Origin of the sequence: Bacillus sp. CECT 9360, assembly GCF_918741275.1 — a bacterium.
Taxonomy (GTDB): Bacteria; Bacillota; Bacilli; order Bacillales; family DSM-1321; genus Peribacillus.
In genome coordinates this window covers 350,044-374,633 of record NZ_CAKKNA010000001.1, presented here as the reverse complement: position 1 = coordinate 374,633, position 24,590 = coordinate 350,044, and the positions used below count along the sequence as shown (strand labels likewise).

Annotated in this window: 24 protein-coding genes and 1 pseudogene; 10 read left to right on the top strand and 15 right to left on the bottom strand. The window is 37.6% G+C overall.

Features of this window, described 5'->3' with window-relative positions; translation table 11 throughout:
- Window positions 1-1,018: 1,018 nt before the first annotated feature.
- Window positions 1,019-1,195, bottom strand: coding sequence for a hypothetical protein (locus LQ216_RS01740; RefSeq protein WP_230126399.1), 177 nt, complete (start codon window positions 1,193-1,195; stop codon window positions 1,019-1,021).
- Window positions 1,196-1,936: 741 nt separating this feature from the next.
- Between LQ216_RS01740 and LQ216_RS01735 the strand changes: the two genes are divergently transcribed.
- Window positions 1,937-2,140, top strand: a complete 204-nt coding sequence (locus LQ216_RS01735) for a hypothetical protein (RefSeq protein WP_230126398.1) — start codon at window positions 1,937-1,939, stop codon at window positions 2,138-2,140.
- Between the two features lie 758 nt (window positions 2,141-2,898).
- Here the strand turns inward: LQ216_RS01735 and LQ216_RS01730 are convergent.
- On the bottom strand, window positions 2,899-3,204 hold the full coding sequence (locus tag LQ216_RS01730; RefSeq protein WP_230126397.1) for a hypothetical protein: 306 nt from the start codon (window positions 3,202-3,204) through the stop codon (window positions 2,899-2,901).
- A 189-nt stretch (window positions 3,205-3,393) separates the two neighbouring features.
- On the opposite strand from LQ216_RS01730, the gene LQ216_RS01725 reads away from it, so the two are divergent.
- Window positions 3,394-3,579 carry a hypothetical protein gene (locus tag LQ216_RS01725; RefSeq protein ID WP_230126396.1) on the top strand — a complete coding sequence of 62 codons (186 nt, stop codon included), beginning with the start codon at window positions 3,394-3,396 and terminating at the stop codon, window positions 3,577-3,579.
- 117 nt (window positions 3,580-3,696) lie between these two features.
- Here LQ216_RS01725 and LQ216_RS01720 read toward each other — a convergent pair whose 3' ends face one another.
- The gene (locus tag LQ216_RS01720) at window positions 3,697-4,428 is read right to left on the bottom strand and encodes a class I SAM-dependent methyltransferase (protein ID WP_230126395.1); all 732 of its coding nucleotides are present in this window, start codon (window positions 4,426-4,428) and stop codon (window positions 3,697-3,699) included.
- Between the two features lie 211 nt (window positions 4,429-4,639).
- On the opposite strand from LQ216_RS01720, the gene LQ216_RS01715 reads away from it, so the two are divergent.
- Entirely contained in the window at window positions 4,640-5,173 is a 534-nt protein-coding gene (locus LQ216_RS01715) for a hypothetical protein (protein WP_230126394.1), read from the top strand.
- Window positions 5,174-5,382: 209 nt separating this feature from the next.
- On the opposite strand, the gene LQ216_RS01710 is transcribed toward LQ216_RS01715, so the two are convergent.
- On the bottom strand, window positions 5,383-6,636 hold the full coding sequence (locus tag LQ216_RS01710; RefSeq protein ID WP_230126393.1) for an MFS transporter: 1,254 nt from the start codon (window positions 6,634-6,636) through the stop codon (window positions 5,383-5,385).
- A gap of 360 nt (window positions 6,637-6,996) precedes the next feature.
- Window positions 6,997-10,218 carry a DEAD/DEAH box helicase gene (locus tag LQ216_RS01705; protein WP_230126392.1) on the bottom strand — a complete coding sequence of 1,074 codons (3,222 nt, stop codon included), beginning with the start codon at window positions 10,216-10,218 and terminating at the stop codon, window positions 6,997-6,999.
- Window positions 10,219-10,471: 253 nt separating this feature from the next.
- Between LQ216_RS01705 and LQ216_RS01700 the strand changes: the two genes are divergently transcribed.
- Complete coding sequence (locus LQ216_RS01700; protein WP_230126391.1) at window positions 10,472-10,747, top strand: YqhV family protein; 276 nt, start codon at window positions 10,472-10,474, stop codon at window positions 10,745-10,747.
- A gap of 109 nt (window positions 10,748-10,856) precedes the next feature.
- On the opposite strand, the gene LQ216_RS01695 is transcribed toward LQ216_RS01700, so the two are convergent.
- Window positions 10,857-11,021: a hypothetical protein gene (locus LQ216_RS01695; RefSeq protein ID WP_230126390.1), complete on the bottom strand. Its 165-nt coding sequence runs from the start codon at window positions 11,019-11,021 to the stop codon at window positions 10,857-10,859.
- Window positions 11,022-11,178: 157 nt separating this feature from the next.
- Here LQ216_RS01695 and LQ216_RS01690 point away from each other — a divergent pair, with 157 nt between their 5' ends.
- Together LQ216_RS01690 and LQ216_RS01685 are read left to right on the top strand one after the other, a co-directional pair.
- Window positions 11,179-11,328 (top strand): hypothetical protein, encoded by a 150-nt coding sequence (locus tag LQ216_RS01690; RefSeq protein WP_230126389.1) that lies wholly within the window; start codon window positions 11,179-11,181, stop codon window positions 11,326-11,328.
- A gap of 109 nt (window positions 11,329-11,437) precedes the next feature.
- Window positions 11,438-12,853 carry a Na+/H+ antiporter NhaC family protein gene (locus LQ216_RS01685; RefSeq protein WP_230126388.1) on the top strand — a complete coding sequence of 472 codons (1,416 nt, stop codon included), beginning with the start codon at window positions 11,438-11,440 and terminating at the stop codon, window positions 12,851-12,853.
- Between the two features lie 131 nt (window positions 12,854-12,984).
- Here LQ216_RS01685 and corA read toward each other — a convergent pair whose 3' ends face one another.
- From corA to LQ216_RS01670, 3 genes are all read right to left on the bottom strand, one after another.
- Window positions 12,985-13,926 (bottom strand): magnesium/cobalt transporter CorA, encoded by a 942-nt coding sequence (gene corA / locus LQ216_RS01680; protein ID WP_230126387.1) that lies wholly within the window; start codon window positions 13,924-13,926, stop codon window positions 12,985-12,987.
- Between the two features lie 96 nt (window positions 13,927-14,022).
- A complete protein-coding gene (locus tag LQ216_RS01675; RefSeq protein WP_230126386.1) occupies window positions 14,023-14,640 on the bottom strand; it encodes a branched-chain amino acid aminotransferase in 618 nt (205 codons plus the stop codon).
- A 153-nt stretch (window positions 14,641-14,793) separates the two neighbouring features.
- The gene (locus LQ216_RS01670) at window positions 14,794-15,060 is read right to left on the bottom strand and encodes a DUF1292 domain-containing protein (protein WP_230126385.1); all 267 of its coding nucleotides are present in this window, start codon (window positions 15,058-15,060) and stop codon (window positions 14,794-14,796) included.
- Between the two features lie 278 nt (window positions 15,061-15,338).
- Between LQ216_RS01670 and LQ216_RS01665 the strand changes: the two genes are divergently transcribed.
- Window positions 15,339-15,638 carry a hypothetical protein gene (locus LQ216_RS01665; RefSeq protein ID WP_230126384.1) on the top strand — a complete coding sequence of 100 codons (300 nt, stop codon included), beginning with the start codon at window positions 15,339-15,341 and terminating at the stop codon, window positions 15,636-15,638.
- Window positions 15,639-15,723: 85 nt separating this feature from the next.
- On the opposite strand, the gene LQ216_RS01660 is transcribed toward LQ216_RS01665, so the two are convergent.
- The 4 genes from LQ216_RS01660 to LQ216_RS01645 form a co-directional block, all read right to left on the bottom strand.
- Window positions 15,724-16,665, bottom strand: coding sequence for an STAS domain-containing protein (locus LQ216_RS01660; protein ID WP_230126383.1), 942 nt, complete (start codon window positions 16,663-16,665; stop codon window positions 15,724-15,726).
- A gap of 270 nt (window positions 16,666-16,935) precedes the next feature.
- The gene (locus LQ216_RS01655; RefSeq protein ID WP_230126382.1) at window positions 16,936-17,430 is read right to left on the bottom strand and encodes a DinB family protein; all 495 of its coding nucleotides are present in this window, start codon (window positions 17,428-17,430) and stop codon (window positions 16,936-16,938) included.
- Window positions 17,431-17,544: 114 nt separating this feature from the next.
- Window positions 17,545-20,517: an EAL domain-containing protein gene (locus LQ216_RS01650; RefSeq protein WP_230126381.1), complete on the bottom strand. Its 2,973-nt coding sequence runs from the start codon at window positions 20,515-20,517 to the stop codon at window positions 17,545-17,547.
- A 395-nt stretch (window positions 20,518-20,912) separates the two neighbouring features.
- A complete protein-coding gene (locus tag LQ216_RS01645) occupies window positions 20,913-21,308 on the bottom strand; it encodes a hypothetical protein (RefSeq protein ID WP_230126380.1) in 396 nt (131 codons plus the stop codon).
- A gap of 183 nt (window positions 21,309-21,491) precedes the next feature.
- On the opposite strand from LQ216_RS01645, the gene LQ216_RS01640 reads away from it, so the two are divergent.
- Window positions 21,492-21,932, top strand: a complete 441-nt coding sequence (locus LQ216_RS01640) for a YndM family protein (protein ID WP_230126379.1) — start codon at window positions 21,492-21,494, stop codon at window positions 21,930-21,932.
- 47 nt (window positions 21,933-21,979) lie between these two features.
- On the opposite strand, the pseudogene LQ216_RS01635 reads toward LQ216_RS01640, so the two are convergent.
- A pseudogene (locus LQ216_RS01635) lies at window positions 21,980-22,183 on the bottom strand (uracil-DNA glycosylase); the annotation flags it as partial.
- Between LQ216_RS01635 and LQ216_RS01630 the strand changes: the two are divergent.
- Together LQ216_RS01630 and LQ216_RS01625 are read left to right on the top strand one after the other, a co-directional pair.
- Window positions 22,167-22,589: an SUMF1/EgtB/PvdO family nonheme iron enzyme gene (locus LQ216_RS01630; protein WP_230126378.1), complete on the top strand. Its 423-nt coding sequence runs from the start codon at window positions 22,167-22,169 to the stop codon at window positions 22,587-22,589. The pseudogene LQ216_RS01635 and the gene LQ216_RS01630 sit on opposite strands and share 17 nt — an antisense overlap.
- 150 nt (window positions 22,590-22,739) lie before the next feature.
- Window positions 22,740-23,972, top strand: a complete 1,233-nt coding sequence (locus LQ216_RS01625; protein ID WP_230126377.1) for an MFS transporter — start codon at window positions 22,740-22,742, stop codon at window positions 23,970-23,972.
- 135 nt (window positions 23,973-24,107) lie between these two features.
- On the opposite strand, the gene LQ216_RS01620 is transcribed toward LQ216_RS01625, so the two are convergent.
- On the bottom strand, window positions 24,108-24,413 hold the full coding sequence (locus LQ216_RS01620; protein WP_354958212.1) for a uracil-DNA glycosylase family protein: 306 nt from the start codon (window positions 24,411-24,413) through the stop codon (window positions 24,108-24,110).
- Window positions 24,414-24,590: the final 177 nt, after the last annotated feature.

Genomic DNA, 24,590 nt, shown 5'->3' with positions numbered 1-24,590 from the left:
GGGTGATATCGTTATCACCTCACCAATTGAGAATCGGTTCAAAAGTTTGTTAGCATCTGGGGAACAAGTGTTAGAGAAATATTTGAAATATTAACTAGATAAGAAATACTATCATATGAACGTTATTCAACAAATAAATTAAAAGCATATCAAAAAGTATCTTACATTGTAGTTAGCATGATGTTACAAGCGTCTTATATATAATTAGGATAAGGTGAGACAGTCATTTAACCAGTCCCATCATTCCTCTTGAATAAATACCACCTGATCGTGTCCACATGATTTGCAGGACATTAAATGTGGGCAAATTTGGTCCCTTGACGTGTTTGGATATCCATCGCCCATCTTAACCGTTTCTTCATCATTATAATGACCGTAAGGATCTAAAAAATCGGATACTTTACCAGAATCGTCTAGAGAGGTTCCACATGTTATACAATATATTTCCAACTCTTTAAAAGAATTACATAGTGGACACATAGCCATAACCTTCACTCCCCCTTTTTGATGTTCTATTAGTATCCATTTGTTTAATTGGCACAATGTAATAAATAGAAGGATGGCTAAAGTATTCTTTTTGACCATTAGTGAAGATAAAAATGCCAATAGTGTTATAACATTCTAGAAGGTAACATAAGAAAAATGATAAGATCTTTAAATTATTTTTAGCTTTTTATTAGCAATTTCTCTACTTGCCATACACATCTGGTAATGTCGAAGCAGCGACCAGACACTTCTGTTGTATATGTGTTAAGTGGGAGTTTACCCAACCATAGTGGCTCCAGCTCTAATTACATAAATATAGAATCATTAAAAAATCCAGAAATCTCAAACAAAGACTGGTTAGTCTCAGATCATTAATAAATGCAGATTTGCACCACTCTACTTATCATGTCTATCTCGTCCATTGATGAATTTTTAACTTTTTACAATTCACACAATCCTTGAATAAAAAAATCCTAATAAATCGTAAATAAAGAAATAAGTGAGCATTATAATTTCAGTATACTATCAGTGCTTATTCTCCTTTCCAAACCCTATTTAAATCTATGGGCACGTATATTTTATCCCCTTTTATTTGCTTATGTACAATGGGATTTTGAAAGTATCGATCAAAATGTTCTTCTTCTCTTTTATGCCTTGCTCTGATATTCACGCCTAAAATTTGCTCTAAACTATATCCAGTTGATTTCATAGCTATCCCACTTTTCTTAGATTAAAAAATACTTTTTTAATATCTCCATATTTATTCGTAATATTATGATGGTAAAATAAATCATGAATTAAGGTATAATACAGCGGTTAATAAAAAATTTTCTTAATCTGACCATTAGTTTTTCACAACAGATAGTATAAGTTGTTAGAGATTTTTTACACTTCCGTAAAAAAAGAAACCAGGTAAAGGTTTCTATATAAGTTGAATTAATGATTTAATTTTGGCTCATTCATGTGAAACCAGAGTTTCACATGCCTTTCAGCAAAGCTGAAAGGTTGCTCCAACAGGATAGGCCGAGAGAAAGCTCGCTTTCTCCCCGGCCTATCCTGTTGGAGCTTAAATGAGCCAAAAATTTATTAATGCGTAATCTTTAGTTCAACTTATATAGATTGCTGAAGAGGCTGGCCTTAACTCACTCTTGGCGTAATGTTGAAAATTTAATGTGCTGGTTGACTTCGATATCTGTTTGCACGTTTGAAGATTTTTTAAAAACACAATAACGGAATTTTTTCACAACTAGTGTTAATTCGTTTGAAGTAAGCTAAAACCATACGGCAAAATGCTGTTTACCAAAAGATTTCTTTAGGTCCTGAAACATTACCTTTAGACTGTTATTACCTGTGTTCATAATTATTATGGAAATGGTTCACTTACATATTATTAGTTCCTATATCAAAAATTAAAAGGGCATTAAACGTTAATATAAGGTGGTGAGTAATATTGCAACAACAACAGCAAATATGGTTTCCATTACTAGCATCTGCCGGTATCGGTGCGGCTGCGTTTTATAGTATGACCAGAGGTCAAGGCATGGGACAAACCCTTCAACAATTTTTACCATTAGCAACAGGAATGGGTGGCAAAGGTCAACAGATGCAACAACAGCAAAATACGCAAAACACTCAACAAAGTTCAAATAACTAAGTATAATAATAATTCTTTTAATTCTTATCCTTTTTTTAAACAAGGAAGATTTTATGCCATAGGAAAGAAATATCCATACAAAAAAAGCGACCAGTTTTCTTAAAAATTGGTCGTTTTATAACGAATGTAAAATTGCACCAGCCAATAACCTAGCATAAGACTCCAAATACCGCCTCCAAAAAAGGGGCTCCAAATAATGCAAATTGTAAATGACTAGATGTGAATAAAAAATATACAAAATTCCCCCTTCAACACATATATAAATGTAGGGGGAATTTTGTGCTTCTCTATTGTGATTTTTGGTTTTGAGCCGAGCTTTGCACTTGACTAACAATTGTTTGCGCTTGTGCTATTTCAGTTCCAGCTTGTTTGATTGCTTTTTTCTTGAGCCAGAATTGGGTCTGAAGAAGCTTTTTTTAGATTTAGTGAATTCTGTGTAAGAGTAACATTTGCTTTAGCTTAGTTTAATTGATATACATCAATGTTTTGCTGATTTTGTGTCATGAATTTCTCTCCTTTTAAAATTTCACTCCTATATTTTGACCTAGTCTTGAAAAAGTTTCCATTTTAAAATTCTAGTGTCATAAACGTAACTTTAATCCGCTGGCCTGCTTTAGTTTAGGAGGTCACACCAGTTTGATCTCCTGCCTGGTAAATCAGCCTCTTAGGACTCTACATAGCTGTTTTTCCAAATCCACAGCGGACACCTGTGATAATGCTTATAACAAGTTTTTTCACAAAGGTTAGGACCATTCAGTTTAAAACTTTTCATTAATTTCCCATGATTCCACGATTAAATAGGCGGTCTGCGGGTCCATCCCTTTGCCTATTAAATAGGTCATCGCAGCAACTTCCTGCAAGGCATGCGCATATGAAGTATTTTCTGCCTCTTCCAAGCCATAGTTAACAAAAGGGGCAATAATATTTAACACTTGTGATTTCAAATAAGGATATAAAGGTTGTTTGGTTAGTTGCTCTGCCCAAATCTCAGACTCAGGATATTGCGGAAACTGACTGGAATATTGAGGTTGATGATAAGACATGTGATAATGATAAGGATTCATTTTTAACTCCCTTTCTTAGTATTAATTATATTCTGTTTATCCTATGTTCCTCAATTGTCCTGGGATTAGACATTTGCCTAACTACCCCCGGTAGTTCAACAAGAAACAGCATGATCCTTTAATGCGAAACTCATTCATGTAATAAATCTCTTGTGCTTTGTACATGATAAAGCTTGGGAGGTGATTAATATGGCTAATCAAAATCAAGATAAACCTAACAATAATGGACAAAATAATAACCAACAAAATGGCATAATGGGTTCTATTGGTCAAGGGTTGGAAAACGTGATGGACGCTTTGACAGGCGACAATCAAAACAATAATCAAAAAAATAACCAAAAGAATAACCAAGGCAGCAATAATCAAAACAGATAAATCTACAGAACGCCATCTTTTTGGCGTTTTTATTTTATAAGGACTGTTTCATCAAATACCAATTGCCAGATGCTCGATAAAGAAAGTTCCCGTAAAATTAAGTTTTAATCGCTAAATTTATTTCATACAAGAAAAAACCAATACTACTGGAATTCTCTGCCGTCTTAAAAATTCTTCCTCCCTGCTAAAATGCTCACGCTTTGGCGTGCCTTCTCTCAAAGCTAAGATTGAAAAACCTGCCTTTGTCAGTGCTGTGAAGTATTGTTCAATGGTTCGATGGTACTTCACTACTACTTTATCAATCCAGGGTTCCTTTCGTTCCCCTTCAAGAAAATAATCATCCACTATCCAGTTCCCTCTCCTATCCCCTGTTTGCTTACTCGCAAAAGAAGACGTCGTAAGTGGATGCTGGACACTGAAGATAAAGTTGCCATTTTCTTTTAATGATTTATACACGTTGAGAAACAGTTGATCGATATCTGAGACATAATGTTTAGCAAAACGGGAGGTTACAATTTCATATTCGTTCGTTGGGTAAGTATACGACTCCATTGTATCGTTATGTATCGTCCCATTCTTTCCGAATAGATTAGTTTCTGCATTGACTGCCATTTGTTTAGAGCCTTCAACCCCGGTGTAGTGCCTGGCACCTTGATTTAGTATTTCTTTCCCAAATGATGCATCGCCGCAACCTAAGTCTAAAATGTTTTTATCGTGAAAATCACCGATTAATTCATAAATAATCGGCCCTTCAATAGCATTGTTGGGACTATCTTGTCTGCGCCTTCTCTTCAAGTAATTAGATAAAAAATCTGTTTGGTCGTAAGCTCTCGCTCCTCTAAATTCCATACAAAACAACTCCTTAATTCGTGCACTATTATTTTAATAAATTAGTCCTTTGTATCTTAATATCATGAGTTCTTAAATTTCGTAATTTACAAGATTAACAAACAGATTATTTTCTTAACAATCTCTTATAATCCGTTTTTTCTCATGCCTACCGGGTACTTGCATTATGTGTCGTATTTTGGCACAAATCTGACAACAAGGAGTGCTGAAAATGAAAGCAACGAAGCTTAAGAAGTTTACTGCAGGAATCGCCATGGCAACTTTGATTGGATCCTCTGTACCTACCTTGGCAGGTGCTCATTGGGACTCTCCTAAGGATGAGGGTAAACACCACTCTGAACACAAATCTAGGAAACATGACTACAGTGACAATCAACGTTATAACCATTGGAACAACAAGAACAGCTTTATCAATCGGCTGGAACAAGGTGATAAACTGGGCTCATTAACAGTCGAATCTGTAGAAAAAGGTGATGATTCAACAACTGTTTCATTTTCAGGTGAGTTGAATGTGAAAGGATCCTATGATCCCGAATCGGGCCAATTCTCCTTTAAACGATATGGTCAAAAACATTTTGGCAAGACTATTCTCGTAAACAATCAAGCTGATGTTAACCAACTGCTACAAGGACAAGATCAATTCAGCAAGTTAACCGGTACTCTCTCTAACATTCAATTAGTTGCTTCAAGTAATGACTTCACGGTTAAAGCAGATTTAAAAAACCTTCAACCAGCTAATCAGTAGATGTAAAATTAGTACCATTTTGAAAGCCAGGAGATTTAATTCCTGGCTTTTTTTCTATTGCTTTGATCAGCATACAATTAGACAAACAAATGACATCTCAACTTTGTTTCAGTTGATATACTATCTCATTAAAGTCTCCATACAACCTGTCGCGTTAGTTAAATATGGACATAAGAACACGCCTGGTAATATCCAGGCGTGTTCTGATTCTACATTTCCTCTCTTACCACCTGCTTCACCTTTCCTTTTCTTATTAAAGGCACCAATGTTAGTATACTAATCAACATGAGAAAAGCAGCAGTCTCATAGATCGCCACAAGCGAAAATGTTTCCTTCATCCAGCCGGTTATGGTCATCGTAATCACCATCGCTCCCATAAAGAGCGGATTTAGAATACCGTTTACCCTGCCTATAAATGCTTCCTCAGTACTTTGCAAAATCATCGTATTGATTCCGATATGAATGCATGGCATGAAAAGTCCAGAGAAAAATTGAGCCGCTAGCGTCACCCAGAACACGCTTGAAAGTCCCATCCCCAGAAAGCCTATCACACTGGCTCCAAACCCGAGTGCGAGCAGCACCTGCGGAAGTGCTTTTTTCGCCAACGCCATCGTAAGCCCTCCACCGAGAATCATCCCGATTCCAAAGGCGGCCATCAGCCATTGAAGGTTCTCTTTCGGTAATCCCAGCCTTTCCGTTATTATAAAAACGCCAAGCGGCTGCGTGAGGCCGATGGCAAGGCCGGCTGCTGTAAAACAACCTCCTAGCAGAGACAATGACCTGCTATTCCACACATAACGAAAACCATCCTTCATTTCCTGAACGAGGGTAGTTTTCACTGTATTTCGGGATGTCTCACGGTCTGGCGGAAGCAACAACAACACCGCCGCAGAAAATAAGAATGCGATCCCCATTATTCCAATCGCTGCATTGATTCCAAAATGCTGAAACACAAAGGTTCCGATGATCGGTCCTAATATCATGAAAAGTGCGAACATCGTTTGATACATGGACATCCCAAGCTGAACCAGTTCTTCAGAAACATGGAGTTTAAACAGCTTCATGCCGGACGGCTGTGAGAACTGAGAAAGAATCGAAGAAACCAGTGTTGCAAAGAAAATGACCTTCCAGCTTCCAAACATGAGAGACATAAGCACAACAAAAATGGAAACTGCACTTAAGAGATCGCACCAAATCATCGTCCGCTTTGGTCGCCAACGATCAGCAAAGGTTCCTCCGATAAAAGAAAACAAGAAAATAGGTGCAAATTCTGCAACAGAAATTAATGAAACAGCTACCGGATCCGCGTTGGTCTGTTCAATCACATACAAAAGTATGGAATAGTTCCTCACCCATATGCCGATCTGGAGGAAAAACACCGAGAGCAGGATGGTCCGAATGACACGATTTCGGAACAGCGCTCCCATTGATACATTCGATTTTGAACTGCTATTTTCAGTCATAAAAAAGCCTCCTTATCCCTTTTTCTGGACAGGAGGCTTGGTAATGACAAAAAGACAGGGCGCACCTGAGGTACCATCACACTTCTTTTCGTTTATCCAAAAGGCCATATAATCCTATCCAGAAAAATTATCGTACTTATACGAATGTTTTCTAAGAAATAGGATTAATAAATCATCGCCTTTTGGTCACCCTTCCGCTAATTGATGCTCTCATATTAACCTATTATACAGATAAATATCAATACTTATTCCATTTTTTTCCGAAAAATTTTGACGATTAATTCAAACAACATACTGTTTTGAAGGAATTCAATAAACCATTGACTTTATTGGGAAGTTTAAAATGTTCCTAAAGCCTTGCTATATCATCAATATTTCCCGAATATCATCTTCGGTTAAGCTAGAAGAAGCCTTCTCTCCAGGATCGATGATTTCCTCAATCAGATGCCGCTTTTTCTCTTGTAATTCATTTATTTTTTCTTCAATGGTGCCACGGGCAACAAGTTTAATGACTTGTACAGCATTCGTCTGGCCGATACGGTGAACACGGTCGGCTGCTTGCTCCTCGACTGCAGGGTTCCACCAGGTGTCATATAGGATGACGGTATCAGCACCCGTCAGATTGAGTCCAGTACCTCCGGCTTTTAAGGAAATGAGGAATAAATCCCGTTCACCTGCATTAAATCGATTGCAGATTTCCAATCGTTTCTCTGATGGAGTTTGTCCATCCAGGTAGAAAAATGGCAGTCCTTGAATCGCTAAATCTTTGCCTATGAGCTGTAGCATTTTCGTGAATTGTGAGAAAATCAACACTCTTCTTCCTGAAATCTTTGCTTCCTCTATTATCTGCATCAGCTGTTCAAATTTTGCTGAGCTTCCTTTATACCCATCCACAAACAAGGCTGGATGACAACAGATCTGCCGCAAACGAGTCAAGCCAGCAAGGATCTTGATACGATTTTTCCGTAATGTGTCCTTATTCAAATGCTTAAATGTATCGTGCCGCAGCTTCGCCAAATAGGCGGCGTACAGCTTCTTCTGTTCTGGCAGCAACTCCACTGACTCCATGGACTCTATTTTTTCAGGCAGCTCTGAAAGTACATCCTCTTTTACCCTGCGAAGCATAAATGGACGGATTCTTCGGGCAATTCTTTTCCTTGAAAGGTTACTATATTCCTCTAACCCCAGGAATAGCTCAGGAAAAACAACGTGAAAAATGGACCACAGATCCACAAGTGAATTCTCGACCGGTGTACCAGTGAGGGCGAAGCGATGATCTGCCTCTATCCTTTTCACCGCGCGTGCTGTTTGAGTGGCAGGATTTTTAAAGACTTGAGCCTCATCAAAAAACACAGAATGAAAGACTTGTTTTTCAAACCACTCTATATCCTTGCGTAACAGCGGATAGGAGGTAATAACAACATCCATATCCGAAACATCCTTCTGTATGTTAACCCTCTCTGGTTTACTGCCATCAATGACAACGGTTCGTATATCCGGAGCGAATCTGATCATTTCACTAAGCCAGTTATATGTTAAAGAGGATGGACAAACAATAAGAGCCGGTAATTTCTTTCTACGGATATTAGGAAGCTCTGATAGAATGAACGCAATGCTCTGCAGCGTTTTACCCAATCCCATATCATCTGCGAGAACCCCTCCGAAGCCATAGTTTGCGAGTGTTTTCATCCAGTGGTAACCGCGTTTTTGATAGTCTCGCAATATCGATTCTAAACTATGCGGCACCTCGAACTCCAGTCTTTCAGGATTGTGGATGTTTTCCAGGAACTGACGGAACGATTCCTCTAACTTAAATGCGTTATTATCATCAACAGAATCCAAAAGCTGAAGTCCCCGTACGATTGGAACGTTGAATCCGCTTTCCAGATCCTGATCTTGGACAGGAACTGCTTTCAGGAAACGATTAATTTCTTCGATTTCCCTCGTTTCTAACGAGAATAACGATCCGTCCCGCATACGATAATACTTCCGTTTTTCCTCCAAAGCCAATAAGATTTCACGAATATCATTTTGAGGAATGCCATCCATTTCAAATTTGAATTCCAGCCAATTGGTCCGTTCTTTATTTACCTTGACCCTGACCAGCGGGCGGGCATTCTCCCTGAAAATCCTGTTTCTTACTGCCGTAGTTGCATAGATTTGTAAATGCTTCTGGAGTTTCGGAACGACATGGTATAAAAACTCATATTCCAATTCTTCATTATGCAAAACATATCCGCCGTCCGTCCTGGCAAACGAACTATCCTCCATCAGCTCCAGGATCAAGTCTTCCTTCTCCACATCCCGGAACAGCATGGAACCTGATGGGAGTTCACGATTTTCCAAAGGACTGATCACCATATTTTCATAGTGGAACTCCACCCCGGCAAGCAGCCGATTCTTCACACGATCCAAGTATAGCTTGGCAATCAATGGTGTCTTTGCAAACTGGCCGGTCATTGCTCCCGATATTTGGAGATCGCCTAATTTTTTTAAACCTGGAACCACTTTTTCTAGGAAAAAACCTACCTGTCCATGAGGAATCGAAATTTGATTTGTCCCTGAAATATCCAGCATCTGTTTTAAGTCTGCTAGACGTTTGCAGTCCTCGCTTTTCAACTGGGCTAGTTTCCCGTCAAATAACACAGAACGATATGAATCCATTACAATTAGATCACTCAACCCTTTGATCTTCAGGACAAACTTTTTTTCCTCAGTTTCTGAAAAATCAAACTGTAAAGGAAGCGGTCCGTCATGTAAATGAAGAACATCAAATATTCCCCCATCATATGCAAGCTTTACCGATGGTGCTCTTGTAAGCAAAGGTACAAGCTGTTCCCAAGAAGATGGTGGAATGGGCAATAGATGATTGCTGATTGGATAGTCGGATTTGTCCGGCAGTGCGTCCACATACCCTTTTTCATCTTGGACCACTTGGATAAGCTGCCGAATAACAGGATCTGCTTCATTGTGAAAGCAATGAAGGTTTGCGTCGTATATGAATGAATTGGAAAGCCTAATTCGATTGCCATCTTTTACTTGCTCTAAAAAATCCCGGATATTATGCACAGTAGTCGGACCGATCTTAACTTCTATTCCGAACATATGCCGTCCCTTACTTATCGTGACAGGTTTACAGGTAAACTCTGCATCAAGGACTTGTCTGTTTTCAAAATGCAGCTGTTGTCCGCTTGATCGTATCGGCTGCTCATTGAAAAGATTCAGCAAACCTACTGTAAGCTCCTGATTTACTAAAGGTTCAATTTGAACTTCATTTGCAGCAAGAGGATTTGTTCCTTTTCGCTGATGTTCGTAAATCGACAGTAAAACGGCCGCGATATGTTGGCAATCGCTTTGAAAGGAAGCAAGAGCAGGGCAACTGCATGTCGAATGAAGGCCCCCGCCTGCCTCCCTTTCAATGGTGACATGAAAATTTTCTGTGCCCGTAACCGTTGCTTCACAATGATCGGGAGTGTAATTTTTAAATGTTACTTTGTTAGCGCGATAAAAAGCCTCTCCTCTTCTGAAGGAAACTGTACCGCACTGATCTTTAATGATTTTTTGATTTAACTTTATATTCAAATGCTTTGTCCTTCCTGAGGATATTTCGCTTCGGTTATCAAGAATGTCTATACAATTAAAAGTAGTTGTGCGGATAAAAATATAATAATCATTAGTAAAAATAGTATAGCAAAAGAGATGAGTATAAATCCAAGGCTTCGATGTTTAGGAATAGAGTTGAAAATTAAATTATAAAAAATTTCTCCGATAACTTTGTCCTTTAAGATATCTATCCTGAATATAATCTAATGAATCTTGCGCCGGGGGGACTAATATGTTCATCTTACTTGAAAAAGCTGTCATGGGAATGGCTCTATTGCGAATTTTATCGGGCAGTATTGAAATTTTTGCTGCTTTTTTAATGATTCGCTTTAATGAAATTGAAAAAGCGCTTATCATCAATAGTTCTCTTGCGATGATTGGACCAATTATATTAATAGTGTCCACGGCAGTAGGTATGATCGGAATGGCTGGCAGCATCTCCTTCGGTAAGTTTTTCTGGATTCTTATCGGAGTAGCATGCATCCTTTATGGGATTAGAAGCGGTTGAATAACAATAAAAGCATTAAACACCCTTAATACTTAAAAGGGCAGCCCAAAATCTGGCTGCCTTTCCATCTATTTCGAATCATTAAATTTATTTAAAGCTTCACGATGTGCTATGAACCCTTCCGCCCGAGGTTAGTGTTGGAATCACCTGCAGTTTCATTTGGTCTGTCATCTGTATTGTGCAACTGTGTCAACGAATGGAATGAATCATTCCAGATTATCCCGACATTGCTGTTTGAATGTCTCTCAGGACTGATGTTATCTCGTTCCGGCATAGTGCTTCTCCCCCTTAAATTATCAAGATCCTTTATAGTATCTGTTGTACCTTTCCTTCCATTCAGCCATTAAAAGTAAATAAGACTGAGCCATATTTGCATGAATGAGCTAATCAGAGGGAATAACTATTAATAATAATACATGGGAGGCGGTTGTATGGCGCGCAATCACACGGACACTGATGAGAACACTGGTTTACCAAATGGCAACCCGATTAGAAATCAATTGAAAAGCCGAAATTCAACCGATTTTACAAGCGCCACACTAAGGCGTCTTGCTTTAATGCATAGAGCGCGTTCACGCTAAAAAAATGTAGCTTAGGAGCTTTTTCATCCATCTGTCTATTGATTAACCGTATAAGTTTTTCGATCTATCGCACCCTAATCGTAAGTACATATTGGTTAGGGTGAATAGTTTGCAGAATGAATGGTTTTCCATTATCCCTTTTTTAATCGTTATTCCTATTGCTATTAGAACCAAGCAGGTGTTGCCTGGTTTGTTTGCAGGATTGTTAGTTGGCTCCTACTTGCTGCAGCCCACTCTCGTTGGCGGCCTGGAGAAGATGGTGCAATTTTTAGTCAAAGGGCTAATTGATGAAAATAATATAAAAATCCTCTTGTTCCTATACGCTTTTTCCGGATTGGTCGGAATGATCAAGATTGCCGGCGGAATTCGCGGTTTTGTTGAGGAAGCTTCATCACGAATACAAACGAAAAGAGAAGCTCTGATTCTTACATACCTTTCCACGATAGGAACTTTTGCCGCTCCAAGCTTTCGTTTTGTGACGATTGCCCCGATCATGCGCGCCCTTCTAAAGAAGGTAAAAATGTCCACGCAAGAATTGGGATTTGTGATAGAAACAACCGCGACTCCGATCATAGTGCTCATTCCGATTGCGACGGCATTTGTCGGTTATATGACTTCGATCGTTGATATCGCCATTAGGAATGAACAAATAGACGCGGATCCATACAACCTGTTTCTCCAAAGCATTCCGTTTAATTTCTTCTCGATTGTGATGATTTTGCTTGGCATCTATTTAAGTTTTTTTCATCATTCTAAATCCACGGAAGACAGTGACCCTGAGAAAATTGGTGAACAAGCTGAGGATGAAGATGACTGGCATAGCTGTGATCCGGCAGTAGGCAGGGATTTACCGAACAAGCCCTTGAACCTGCTTATTCCGTTGTTTTTAGTCGTCAGCTTAACACTCTTGCTGACATGGTGGGACGGTTACAAAAAAGAAAAGGGATTTCTTTCTGCATTCATAAAAGCAGATGTTATGGATGCCATGCTCATTGCACTGCTTTTTACGTCGTTATTTACTTTCTTGTTCTTTAAGCTTCAGAAAATGAAAACGGCTGATTTGCTGAATAGCTTTATTTTCGGCGGAAATGAATTAATGTCTGTTATTGTATTGCTGGCCGTTGTTTGGGGGCTTTCCTCGGTAACTGAGGAGCTCGGTTTTTCTGGCTTTGTGACTGAGAATGCAGGTTGGATACCAGCATCCATAGTTGTGCCACTACTGTTTATTTTTGGTGCGGCTGTCTCGTATTTTATTGGGTCAGCGTGGGGCACATGGGGTATCCTGATGCCGCTAGGAGTATCGATGTCCGTTGCGGCGGATATTTCGCTTCCGCTTGTGATCGGAGCTGTTTTTGCGAGCGGGACATTTGGGGCCTTTGCATCGCCATTAAGTGATGATACAAACACAATTGCACGAATTTTGAACTTATCCGTTTTGGAGTATGCGAGGTTTAAGTTAAAGCCGGCTTTGATTGCAGCGGCCATTACAGCCGTTTTATATGGAGCGACTGTTTTCTTCTTTTAATGAAACCTTGATACCAAAAAAGAGGGGCTTTAGGTCCCCCTTTTTTGATAGTATTCTTCATCTTACATGAAATCATCAAATGCGGTGGGCACTTTTCAAATTCATCGGCGTATACATTTGGCAATGGTATATCATTTGAACCAGCCCTTACGCCATAACCAGATGAGCATGCCTAAACCGACAACAAGCATAACTCCTAGTACCCCGAAATAACCACGATGCCATGTAAGTTCAGGCATATATTCAAAGTTCATCCCATAGATACTGGCAATGAATGTTAATGGAATAAAAATGGATGTCATAACGGTCAGTGTCTTCATAATTGCATTCATTCGGTTTGAATTTAATGAAATGTAACTGTCTCGTATATCAGTAGTCATTTCCCGGTTTGACTCTATCATTTCGGAAAGTTTCAGCAAATGGTCATGAATATCCATGAAGTACACCCGTTCTTCTTTCGGTATGATCACTCTTTCCGAATTAAGAATTCTATACACCAATTCACGCATTGGAAAAATGGTTCGGCGCATTTTGAGCAGTTGGCTTCTAAGTTCAAAGACTCCTTCAATAAAGTTTTTATTTGCTTCTTTGGTTTCAAATTCATTTAAATCATCTTCAATTTTATAAATATTAGGGAAAAATTCGTCCACAATTTTATCCATGATTAAATAAAAAACGTATAATGTGCCTTTATCCAGAGAATTATCATCCTCCATTAATCTTTGATGAACCATTTGCATTTCAGGTGATGCCGATAAATGGAAAGTGACGATGAAATTTTCGCCAACAAATACATCCACTTCTTCTGGTGTCAGCGAGACTTGATTTAGAGTATGCAGCACAAAAAAATCATATCCATCGTAATAATCGAGTTTCGGACGCTGTAAAAATTGCAAGCAATCTTCAATGGCCAACGGATGAAAATCGAAATGAGTTTTAAGCAGCATAGCCTCTTCTTCAGTAGGTGCATCAAAATCCACCCAATACCATTTTACATCTGGATCGGATAATCGATTCAGCGGTAAATCATTCATCACCTTTAAATCGTTCATCACCGCAAAAGTACGAATCAAGTACCATCAACCCCTTTATTTTTTGGAAACACCACGATCCTGCATTTCTCTAAAACTTTCTATTTGCATGAATTCAACTGCGCCTAATGTCAGCCTTTACGGCTCTTTAATCGGCGAGTTTTCTTTATGTTCTACCACTTCAACTAGCTTAAATAAAAAATGGTAAATGAGATTATACGCTTCTCCAATTGACAATTCTTCTTTAAAGCCGCCCGTATAGTCCAAGGCAAAGTTTAAATTCCATAAACCTTCATCAGGATTAAACAATAAGGAAAACTTTGCATCGTCTCCGTGTAATTCATTTTTGAGATGAGTCTTTAAAGCTGTTCCGAATTTCTTCTGCAGCTTCAATCCTAACATGATGTTGTATGTTCCGAATACATCGTCCGCCTCTAAAGAAACAGCATCCACACCCACAAGTTCCCACCAATCAGATTCCAGGTAAATAAATTCATTTTTATGTTTTTTTAAGTACTCAATAGGTTCTGTTAGAAACTGCGGTTTTTCTATAGTAATAACTTCTTCTGATTCTTTATCACATCGCTCAATATGCGCGTCTGAAAAGCGGGAAACTGGCTCTGCTAAAGTGATGTTTCCTCTTAATTCTTCAGCTATCAACTGATGTTTCTCTGCATATTCTTTTTCCTCTTTATATATATGAACTATTATCGCATCGCCTTTCTGTGAAGATTGCTGTTCTTCCACTGATTTCATTATTTCCGATATGTATTTTTTTATTTGGTTGTGTAGCATTGTTTGAATCCTCCTATCTAGTAAATCTATCCTAAGTGTGAATTATTGCTATTAAGTAAGATATATTTTGCAAAAAAAAGGAGGGGGTCCCCTCCCCCTTTTTCGGTTTTGATATTATTCTTCGTCTTCCATGATTTCTTCAAATGCGGCGGATACTTTTTCAAATTCCTCATCACTCTCAATGGCTGAAAAGTCGCCATCACTGTCGATTTTTAAAAAGAAAACATCAATATCATCACTTTCTTCTTGAATGTCTTCTACAAAGCTGACTGCTGCATATTCTGTGTCTTCAATAACGATTGTACCCATTACCTCAACTTCATGCTCTTGCTCATCCTCATCGCTGATCGTGAAGATTTCGCCCGCTTCAATTCGATCCATGTAAATTTCTCCTCTCTAAAGCAAAGTAGTAATCCTATTCTTAATCTTCCCTAATTCTTATCAAAATAACGCTTTAATATCTTTAGGAAAGTGTAAAATACCACTGCAAGTCAGCCGATGATTATCAAAATCGGATAAACTCCCTTAACCTGAAAATGTAAAAATATTGTCTTATCCTGCGCTTTCCCAGGAAAAGTAGTGTATCGTTCGTTTAAGTTAATGAAAAACTCATCAGCTTCCATTATAATTTATATAGATGCTTTCAAAGGAGAAAATAAATGAATGAAAAAGAGATACAAGAAAAAATAATCCAAAACTATCAAAGTGAAGAAAAGATGATGATTCTCGTGTTTGCTCAATGGTGCGTTAATCATGACCTCGATCCAACAGAAATATATATAAGGGCTTATCCCAATCAGGCCTCTAACCTGGCTTTAAATGAAGTACTTGATTTGACGGTGCCTAAAGAAGAAGCAGGTGAAGTTGCTGACGAAACATTGCTTGGTGTCTTATCACTATTTGGCAACGATGATTTAGCATTTGTCGTTACTGAAGAAATCAAGAACATGAAAAAATAGTTGTAAGTGTAGGAATCTTCCCATTCAATTCGGCTGCAAACATTCTCCCTCACCTTCCTATTGTTAACTTATAACTATTAACTTCTTAACTTTTCATGGATTTTGTAATTTCAAGACCTTCAATAAAGAGTGTGTATTGTAAAGCATGCTGCAGAGTACTAAAACATTTAAAATTGCCTAAATCCATGCCGGCCTTGACTATTCCGCTGCTTATGACCGGTGAGATGCCAATGAGAAATGTTTTTGCCCCCAGCAGTTTGACCGAATTTGTAATGTTGTGGATGACCGACGGTGTAAATTCATCAAGCTCTTTAACAGCGGTCAAATCAAGAAGCAAATAGCGTGCTCCGTATTGGACAACACCTTGTAGAATCTTTTCATTCAGTTCACTAGCATGGGGATCTTCAAATTTGCCAAACAAAGGGATTACGATCGTATTGTTTAATACCGGTATAACTGGTGAAGATAGCTCCCTTATTGCGTGCTTTAAATCTAAGCTTTTTTGTTCGACCATGTTTTCTAAATGCTGTATCTGCTCTTGTTCTTTCCGTTTTAAAATTGTTTTCAGGTCATTCGTTACAACGTTCGCGGAAGGAGTAATCATAATAAGCGAGTACTCTGCTCCTTCTTTCTTATGTTCATACCACATGTCTTCTCCAAAAAGCATGCTAAATAAACCTGCTAGATAGCTAAAGATAAAGCATTCAGCGGGTGTAAGACCTTGATTGCTGTCATTTTCTTTTGTAAGCTTCAATAACATGATTTTGCTATCCTCTGATAAGTCGGTTACTTCCACTGTCCCCCACCCTCCCTTTAATTTCAAAGAGGAGAGCGTTTTTATAAATTCGGGCTTATTGCCATGTATATTTATCTGTTCAGCCGCCGATTTTCCAGTACGATAACCGAGTTTCTCCATGATAGATGTTGATTCCGGTGAATCGGCAATTTCTTCAATAATTTCAATGAAGCCGTTTATGAGAGTTTCATTTGAGAATATTGTTACATTCTGGTTAGATGAATCAGACATATTGCCAACTCCTTTTTTTCGGTTAACGAGAAAAATCCTACACATTCCTTAAGTATAAATAATAAATAGAAATATTTACATAACTTTCTTTCAGATTCGACAATTTTCTAGCCTTGAGGCATATAAGGAATGTTCTACTACAAATAAACACCTTTCGTTTAAGAGTAAAATTACAAAAAGACCACTAAGTGGTCTTTAAAAATAATAAAGTTGGTTGTTTTCCATTCTTAGAACATGGGAATGCTATTTGCTATTAACTAAATGAAACTGTTAGAATTCAAATCTCCTTTTTGCCGCCCATGATCCTTGGAGTTTCCTAATTTGAATGATTTGCCCTGTATGGTAGGCGTCGTGTCTGATTACACCCATAATTGCTTCTGCAAAACTCTCAAAATCGTCTTCTTGCAAGCTGGTAATCGCCTGTTTTAGACCCGCATGAATTTCATTTATTTTTTTTACTATTTGTTCCCATGCCTGATCATCATCCGAATTTCCCTCTTTGAATGTGAGGTCGTTCTCACTCACTTTGTTAAATTGATTCATTCTGCCCTCTAATTGGTAAAGAAGCCGTTCTTCAAAATAGAGCATATGATTTATCGTTTCCCAGATGCTATTGACCGATTCCCCAGCTGGTTTCCAAGTAGCCTCTTTGGCACTCAGGCCTTCAAGGGCAGCTGTTAGAGGTGGATACCAATCTTCTTCGTAATATGAGAATTTATGCTCGTTTGTTAAGAGATGAATGTTTGACATAAGATCTCCTTTCATATTAAGGACTCCTTTTAATGATTTTTCCCTGATTCTACTGCGTTTCAAACGTCATAAGGAAGGGCCTATTCAAAAAATATATTTCTGAATAAGCCCCGATATGCCCTGTTATGATTATTTGTACCTGAGAGAATGAATATATTGTATTTTATCTTCCGTAACTAAAAGGTTTTTTTGAAAAATCGTTGTCTTTCGAGATTCGACCGATAATTTGTTTAATAACATGATTACTCTTTCTCGCTCGTTTTCATCCAAGAAGAATTCTAGACCGTATTCATAAACCTTATATTCTACTTCATTTTGCCAAACGATATGTCCAAGGATATGAAATTTTTCACCAAGGATTTCGGTCATTATTTTTAAAGTGATGTCCGGTCTTACGGGCATATTAATATGTGACAAAAAATGAAGTCCTCCAGGTCCGATATTATCCATTATGATTTCTGTGGCGCCCAATGAAATTTTCTTACCTTTAATATTTAGTATCGTCATTTTGCAGCTTAATGGCACCGGAAGGTCGATTCGGAAAAATTTACGTCGATTTTCCCCCTGTTTATCTGATTTTTTTTTGACTTTTGGTTTAAGAACAACGGGCATTAATAATTTTTTAAAAACCTCTGCCTCAATCGGTTTACTCAATATATAGCCTTGTATTTCATCACAAGCAAATGTTTTTAATAATTCCAGCTGTTCGTCGGTTTCAACACCCTCTGCAACTACTTTCATATCCAATCCGTGAGCTAGTTGTATGATGGATTGAGTAATATTCGCGTCTTGACGATTGACAACGATTTTTTCGATAAATGTACGATCGATCTTTAAATAATCAAATTGGAACTTCTTTAAATGACTGATTGAAGAAAAACCTGTGCCGAAATCATCTAATGAAAGCTTTATGCCAAGTTCTTTTACGAACTCAACGGATTTCCGGACTACCTCTTCATTTTGCAGGATAGTACTTTCGGTTATTTCGAATTCTAACATGCTGGGGTCGACATTCATTTCTTCTAGAATTTGCAGAATTGTAGAGCTCCAATTAGTCTTTAGAAAGCTGTTAGCCGATATGTTTACTGATATTGGAACCACAGGTACCTGCTCTTTCACCCAACTAGTTAATTGTTGGCAAACGTTGCGTACCACCCAATTCCCTATTTCAATGATAAGCCCCGATTCCTCGGCCAAGGGAATGAATTCATCCGGTGAAACAAGGCCCCACTCTGGATGTTTCCAGCGGATAAGCGCTTCGGCCCTGACGATTTTGTTTTGACTTAAATCAATGCGCGGCTGGTAATGGATATGAAATTCATTTTTAGCCAATGCATACCTTAAATCTTTTTCTAGCAAAAAAGATTTATACGCTTGAATATCCTTAGAAGCCATATAGACTTGGTAGTTGTCTTTACCAAGTTCCTTGGCGCGATATAAAGCTGAATCAGCATTTTTGATTAACGCTGCTGCGTCTAAACCATCCTGTGGATACATACTAATTCCGATACTTGCGGTTATAAAAAGCTCATAATCCTTTATAAAAAAAGGATGTTTGATTTCATTGATGATCGTTTTTGCAAATTTAATGATTTCATCTATCTCAAGATACTTCGAAACCAGTATGGCAAACTCATCGCCACCCATTCGTGCAATAAAATTGTCGCCCGTCAAAAGGTTAGATAGTCTTTCTGATAGGCTTATTAACAGATCATCTCCTACCGGATGACCCAGAGAGTCATTGATACGCTTAAACCCATCGAGATCAAGATAGATAACAGCGAATTGCTTATCTTCTGTTTGGGATTCTTCTATTAATGAAGATAATTTCTTGTCAAATAATCTTCTATTTGGCAAGTCCGTAAGATAATCATGATGTGCGAAATGCTCCATTCTGGCAACGGCTATTTTTTGATCTGTAATGTCCGTTATGATTCCTGTTAACCGTGTCACCTCTCCGAAGTCATTCAAAAGCGGGATTGTATGATCCCGAACCCATCGGATACCATCATTTTGATGGGTAATACGATATTCATGCTGTATGGCTTTGCCTGAGAATAATTCCCTTTGCAAAGATAAGAATCCTGGCAAATCTTCTGGATATACGATTTTTTCCCATTCCACCTTCTCTTGCATGATTTCTTCCTGTGTAAAACCGCAGATTGGTTCCACTCCTGCAGATACAAAGCGAAATTTGTCAGCATTAAGATCTTTTGACCAAATGCCGGCTTCAATATTCGAGTAAACATTTTGGAATTGCTCTTCATTTTCCTCTGCCAATTTCCGCTCGGTAATATCATGGATGATTCCCATCAATCTGACCGCTTTACCATCGTCATCGACGATTAAATCAGCTTTCTCAGAAATAACTCGTTCTTTACCATCGCCTCTATGAACCCGATATTCAATTTGATAATTTTCATTATTTTGCAGTGAAGAAGTAACGACTGTGTCGAATCGCTCACGATCTTTTGGATGGATGAATTCAATAAGCTTGTTATAGGTTGGTACAAATTCTTCATCCGGATGAATTCCTAATATACGGAATATTTGTTTGGACCAAAAGATTTTTCCAGTTGTAAGGTCCGAATCCCAGCTGCCGATGTTTGCATTCATTTGGGAAAGAGTAAGTCCATTTTGGATGTTTTTTAAAGTAGCTTCCTTTTGTTTTATGTCGCTGATATCCTTTGCAATACCAATGACACCAATAACTTTATTATTCGTTATGATTGGAATGCTTGTTATATTTGCCTCAATCGAACTTCCGTCTTTATGTAAAAGAGAAATATCGAAATTCTCAGATGAACCATTTAATGTTTTTTCAAAATTAGCAATGGTTTTAATCAAATGTTTGTTAACAATAAATTCTGTAAAAGATCCATTGATTTCTTCTGGTTTATATCCTAAACGATCCACTCGCTTATTAACTGCTTCTATATCCCCTGCTACATTTAAGGTAAATATAATATCTGGATGGTAATCGAATAGAGAAGTTAACGTCTCATAGCTATAGAGGTCTGCATCTGCATCAATTTTGAGGTTTGCACTAAATTCTTCCTCTGTTTTGTTTCTCTTATGATGTTTTTGGTTTATAAAAGGCAACTTTAACACTCCTAATAAAATTAAGTATAATAACCGTAGCATTGAATCAATTTATTGAACGGAACTTTCTTTAAACGTGATATTCTATCTAAATGGTAGAGATGGAAGAAGTTTCGTTTTTATTCTACTTATATCGACACATTTCGACATTATTCCATAGTGTATATAGGAAATTTTAAATGAAGTGTTAACGTTGTAAACTTTTTTGAGTGAAGCTTTTTTCATGTTAATAAATACTCCTTCTAGAAGATAGCTCTTTGAAAATAAAGCAACTGACATTTCTATAATTTTGTTCCTATTCTAAAGATGAATATATCCGCTGTATAAAACCAGCAATAAAAAAGAGCCCTTTTAGGCTCTGTATAAATAGATTTTTACAAAAAAACAAGATTGTTTCATTCTACATTTTTTACGTAAATGGCCTGCGAGGAATTTGTGATGATACAATCTTCTAAATCCTTTGTATTTAATAATCCTAGATTTAAAGCGGATTTGATCTTTACCTCATCCGGCTTTTTTTGAATAAGCTCATTCATATTTAACTCTTCCAGCCTTTTTACTGTTAAATCCTGCTCGAATTTTTCAGTTGTTCTTATTTGTCTTTGCAATTTATAATCACTGATGGTAATTTCGCCTTTAACATTCTGGCCAACTGACACGTCAAAGTAATTATTAAACACTTTCTTCAGTTGATCCAATTGAGCTTCAACTTCCTTTTTCTTGCGATTCAATTCTACGTATTGAGCTAGCATCTCTTTCGTAATCAAGAATTCAATATCTTTTTTCACCATACCGCCCCATTCCCCAAATAGATATTTAATCATATTGTGAAGATGGCTTAGATATTACTTTAACTTAATAAGTCTTGAAACTTTTTTCGTTTATCATTTATGAAATCCCAGTTTTCCTTTATCTATATTGTGAATTATCTACCATGCTCTAGGAAAAAATGATAGGACAGGAGGTGATTTTCATTGCGACACTTACGAACGATAATGGTTAAGTTTGTTTCTACTCTGGTTCTATTGTATATTGTTCTAAGCCTTGCATTTGGAATGTCATTCACAAGTGTTGTTCTCATTGCTGTTACTTTGAATGTAGTCGCATATATTATTGGGGACTTGGTCATCTTACCAAGAACTAATAATTATATAGCTACGCTAGCTGATTTTAGTATATCGCTGATAATCATATGGTCATTGGTTTCGGGTATGACTACAGTCGGAAATCCTATTTATATCACTTTTATTGCCGCTACTTTGATAGCGATGTTTGAGTATTTGTATCACAGGTATGTTGCAAGGAACACTTTTCCGAGACGGTTTAGGCCGCGATGGCTACAGGGAGTTCAGTATCAGACGGAAACGGCAGAAGAGATTTATCCCTTTACTCCCCAAGATAAAGAAAAAAAATAAACCCATCTTTTTGGGTTTATTTTTTTGACAGTCTCATTATTGGGATGTTAATAGTGATAACGCTCGGCAACCTGCAACCAATCTTGCTTAAATAACGGCCATAAATTTGGGCGACGTCTGACTGCCAGGGGATGGTAAGCTACTGCAGTCGGAAATCCATGAACATCATGCCAAGAACCGCGTAAGGATTTTACATCAACGTCCTCGTCTTTAAAGAAAGATTGAACCGCGACGTTGCCTAAGCATAATAATGATAGTGCCCAGTCCGATCATCCGGTTACCGGAATAGATTGGTATGATGCTTATGCATTTGCTGCATGGAAGGGAAAGAAGGTACCTACAACTGATCAGTGGGAGAAAGCTGCTAGAGGGGTAAATGGCTATGATTATCATGCAGAGGAAAACTTTATTAATGATTTCATCCACGCTTTTGATATTGAAGATTTTTCAATAAATAAGTGGAGAGAAATTTTGATTGAGCGAAGTGATATAATAAAAACTCATTCCGTTTTTAAAAAGGATTCTAACAAATCTCCTTTTGGTATTATCGGAATGATAGGAAACACTTGGGAGTGGACAAGAACAAGATATATGGATCAAAAAGAGCAAGAACCAACCTTTAGAGGTATGGATAAGTCTCTAGTTTGGGATGATTAGTCAGGATGGATCATTGTAAAGGGTGGATCGTTTACAAGTGCAGGAGAATTATTACATCCTGCTTTTTATGATAAAAGATTATTGATTGAAAGAAATAATGATGTTGGATTTAGATGTGTTTACGAAGTTTAAGAAGCGAGGGAGAGAAAGGTGAATAAATCTTTTTACTATCTTTGGGTCAGTATCTCTTTTGGAAAGCTTGCCTTATCATTATATACAATGACCATAACCTTAACTATTTTCTCGATTACTCATTCCGCTACTCTTGCTTCTGTAGTTATGTTCATTCATGTGATTGGTAAACTCTTGAGTTCCTTTGTATTCCCTCTGGCTACAGAAAATACACCATTAAAAAAAATCTTAAGTATGTCTTTACTTACTCAATTGCTTATAATTGCATCTATACTAGGTATATTAATAACGGAAATCAACCAGGTTGTGCAATTATCGCTTATTTTTTCATTGATCGGCCTAGCAGGATTTATGGATGGGTTTGCCTCCCCATCCCGTATGTCACTAATACCCGAACTGGTGCAAGACTCGAAGACAGGAAAAGCAAATAGCCTTGTTAGTACAACTGATCAAACATTTGCTTTACTTGGGTGGTCTTTAGGACCGATAGCCGTTAATTATTATGGAGCCAATTGGGCTTTAATAGTGAGCATAGGCCTATTAGCACTTTCTTTATTTTCATCATTACAAATAAAAACCACAAAGATAAAAGAAGCAAAGAAACGACCGAAATGGGAAGTTATTAAAGCTGGTTGGTTTATTCTTTTCAGTAAAAAAAATCATATGAGAACTATTACAACTATGGATATATTAGAAGGAATTGCCTCTGGGATTTGGATAGGGGGAATAACCTTGGTATTTGTAAATGAAGTATTAAAAAAAGGAGAACAATGGTGGGGTTTCATAAATTCAAGTTATTATGCTGGAAGTATTTTAGGTGGAATACTTATCACTTTATTCTCCATTAAGCTTCAAAAACATTTAATCAAAGGGATTATAACAGGTTCGTTTATGGTAAGTATCTTGGTCCTTTTTTATGCCATTAACAGTACCGCCTGGGTAGCTCTTGCCTTAGTAGTCTTGATGGGTCCCTTTTACCAATTAAGAGATATTTCCCAGCAGACTTATATACAGAAAGTCATATTAGATAATACATTATCCAAATTGTATGCAGCGAAAGATAACCTTTATTATTTAATATTTGCACTTTCTGTATTTATTACTGGTGTGATTTCAGACTATGTGGGTGTAGTTTATGTCTATTACTTGGCATTTTTCCTGTATTTGACCTCAACAATTTTTGCTGTTTTTACATTCCGAAAAGGAAATCAAAGCTCACAGATTGTTAATGTAGGTAATAAATATCAGTAAAAGGCTTGTAAAAGGATTAGGAATTATCGTAATATCGACCAAATTTAATGGGGGAAATTTTTAATAGTACAATAAAAATAAAGCCGAAAATTCCTTTGCGTAGGAATTTTCGGCTTTCTTCTTGTTCAAATTTGTTTAGCGTATGTTTTCCGCGTTTTGTTGGCAGGACCCCAATATAGATGTAACATACAAATCAATCGCGTCTAAGCCGACTTCATTGGCAGCTTTTTGTAAAGTTTGTCTCGTGCCGCAAACAAAGGGGCTTCCCTCTCGGTCCTCACGAGCTCCAGGGTTATCAAGAATAATCATGATTGGCGCATCTGGATTTCCTTCGCCCCAGACCATCCGTGATCCATGCTCGTAAAGTCCACATTCGCGGCATGATAAATGCTTCTCCGGAGTTGGTTCTTCCGGCCATATGACCGGACAAAAATCTGTCATTGTTTTCACCTTTATGGGTTATTGTTAGGAACCTGCTATTTATTGTGTCCGCTTATGCTTTTTTAATGAAAAGATTCTGGATTTTACCGAAGTTATCGATAAAGGTGTAATCAATATCTATAATTTCTCTAACAATAAGCGAATGAATAGAAGAACCGCCCAAAATTTCGGCGGCTT

Excerpts from the sequence above, each read along its gene's own strand:
- LQ216_RS01730 (WP_230126397.1), bottom strand. The coding sequence starts at position 3,204 with ATGAATCCTTATCATTATCACATGTCTTATCATCAACCTCAATATTCC.
- LQ216_RS01645 (WP_230126380.1), bottom strand. The coding sequence starts at position 21,308 with ATGGTGAAAAAAGATATTGAATTCTTGATTACGAAAGAGATGCTAGCT.
- LQ216_RS01710 (WP_230126393.1), bottom strand. The coding sequence starts at position 6,636 with ATGACTGAAAATAGCAGTTCAAAATCGAATGTATCAATGGGAGCGCTG.
- LQ216_RS01715 (WP_230126394.1), top strand. The coding sequence starts at position 4,640 with ATGAAAGCAACGAAGCTTAAGAAGTTTACTGCAGGAATCGCCATGGCA.
- LQ216_RS01720 (WP_230126395.1), bottom strand. The coding sequence starts at position 4,428 with ATGGAATTTAGAGGAGCGAGAGCTTACGACCAAACAGATTTTTTATCT.
- LQ216_RS01665 (WP_230126384.1), top strand. The coding sequence starts at position 15,339 with ATGAATGAAAAAGAGATACAAGAAAAAATAATCCAAAACTATCAAAGT.
- LQ216_RS01700 (WP_230126391.1), top strand. The coding sequence starts at position 10,472 with ATGTTCATCTTACTTGAAAAAGCTGTCATGGGAATGGCTCTATTGCGA.
- LQ216_RS01695 (WP_230126390.1), bottom strand. The coding sequence starts at position 11,021 with ATGCCGGAACGAGATAACATCAGTCCTGAGAGACATTCAAACAGCAAT.
- LQ216_RS01655 (WP_230126382.1), bottom strand. The coding sequence starts at position 17,430 with ATGAAAGGAGATCTTATGTCAAACATTCATCTCTTAACAAACGAGCAT.
- LQ216_RS01740 (WP_230126399.1), bottom strand. The coding sequence starts at position 1,195 with ATGAAATCAACTGGATATAGTTTAGAGCAAATTTTAGGCGTGAATATC.
- LQ216_RS01725 (WP_230126396.1), top strand. The coding sequence starts at position 3,394 with ATGGCTAATCAAAATCAAGATAAACCTAACAATAATGGACAAAATAAT.
- LQ216_RS01670 (WP_230126385.1), bottom strand. The coding sequence starts at position 15,060 with ATGGATCGAATTGAAGCGGGCGAAATCTTCACGATCAGCGATGAGGAT.
- LQ216_RS01690 (WP_230126389.1), top strand. The coding sequence starts at position 11,179 with ATGGCGCGCAATCACACGGACACTGATGAGAACACTGGTTTACCAAAT.
- LQ216_RS01660 (WP_230126383.1), bottom strand. The coding sequence starts at position 16,665 with ATGTCTGATTCATCTAACCAGAATGTAACAATATTCTCAAATGAAACT.
- LQ216_RS01675 (WP_230126386.1), bottom strand. The coding sequence starts at position 14,640 with ATGAAATCAGTGGAAGAACAGCAATCTTCACAGAAAGGCGATGCGATA.
- LQ216_RS01620 (WP_354958212.1), bottom strand. The coding sequence starts at position 24,413 with ATGACAGATTTTTGTCCGGTCATATGGCCGGAAGAACCAACTCCGGAG.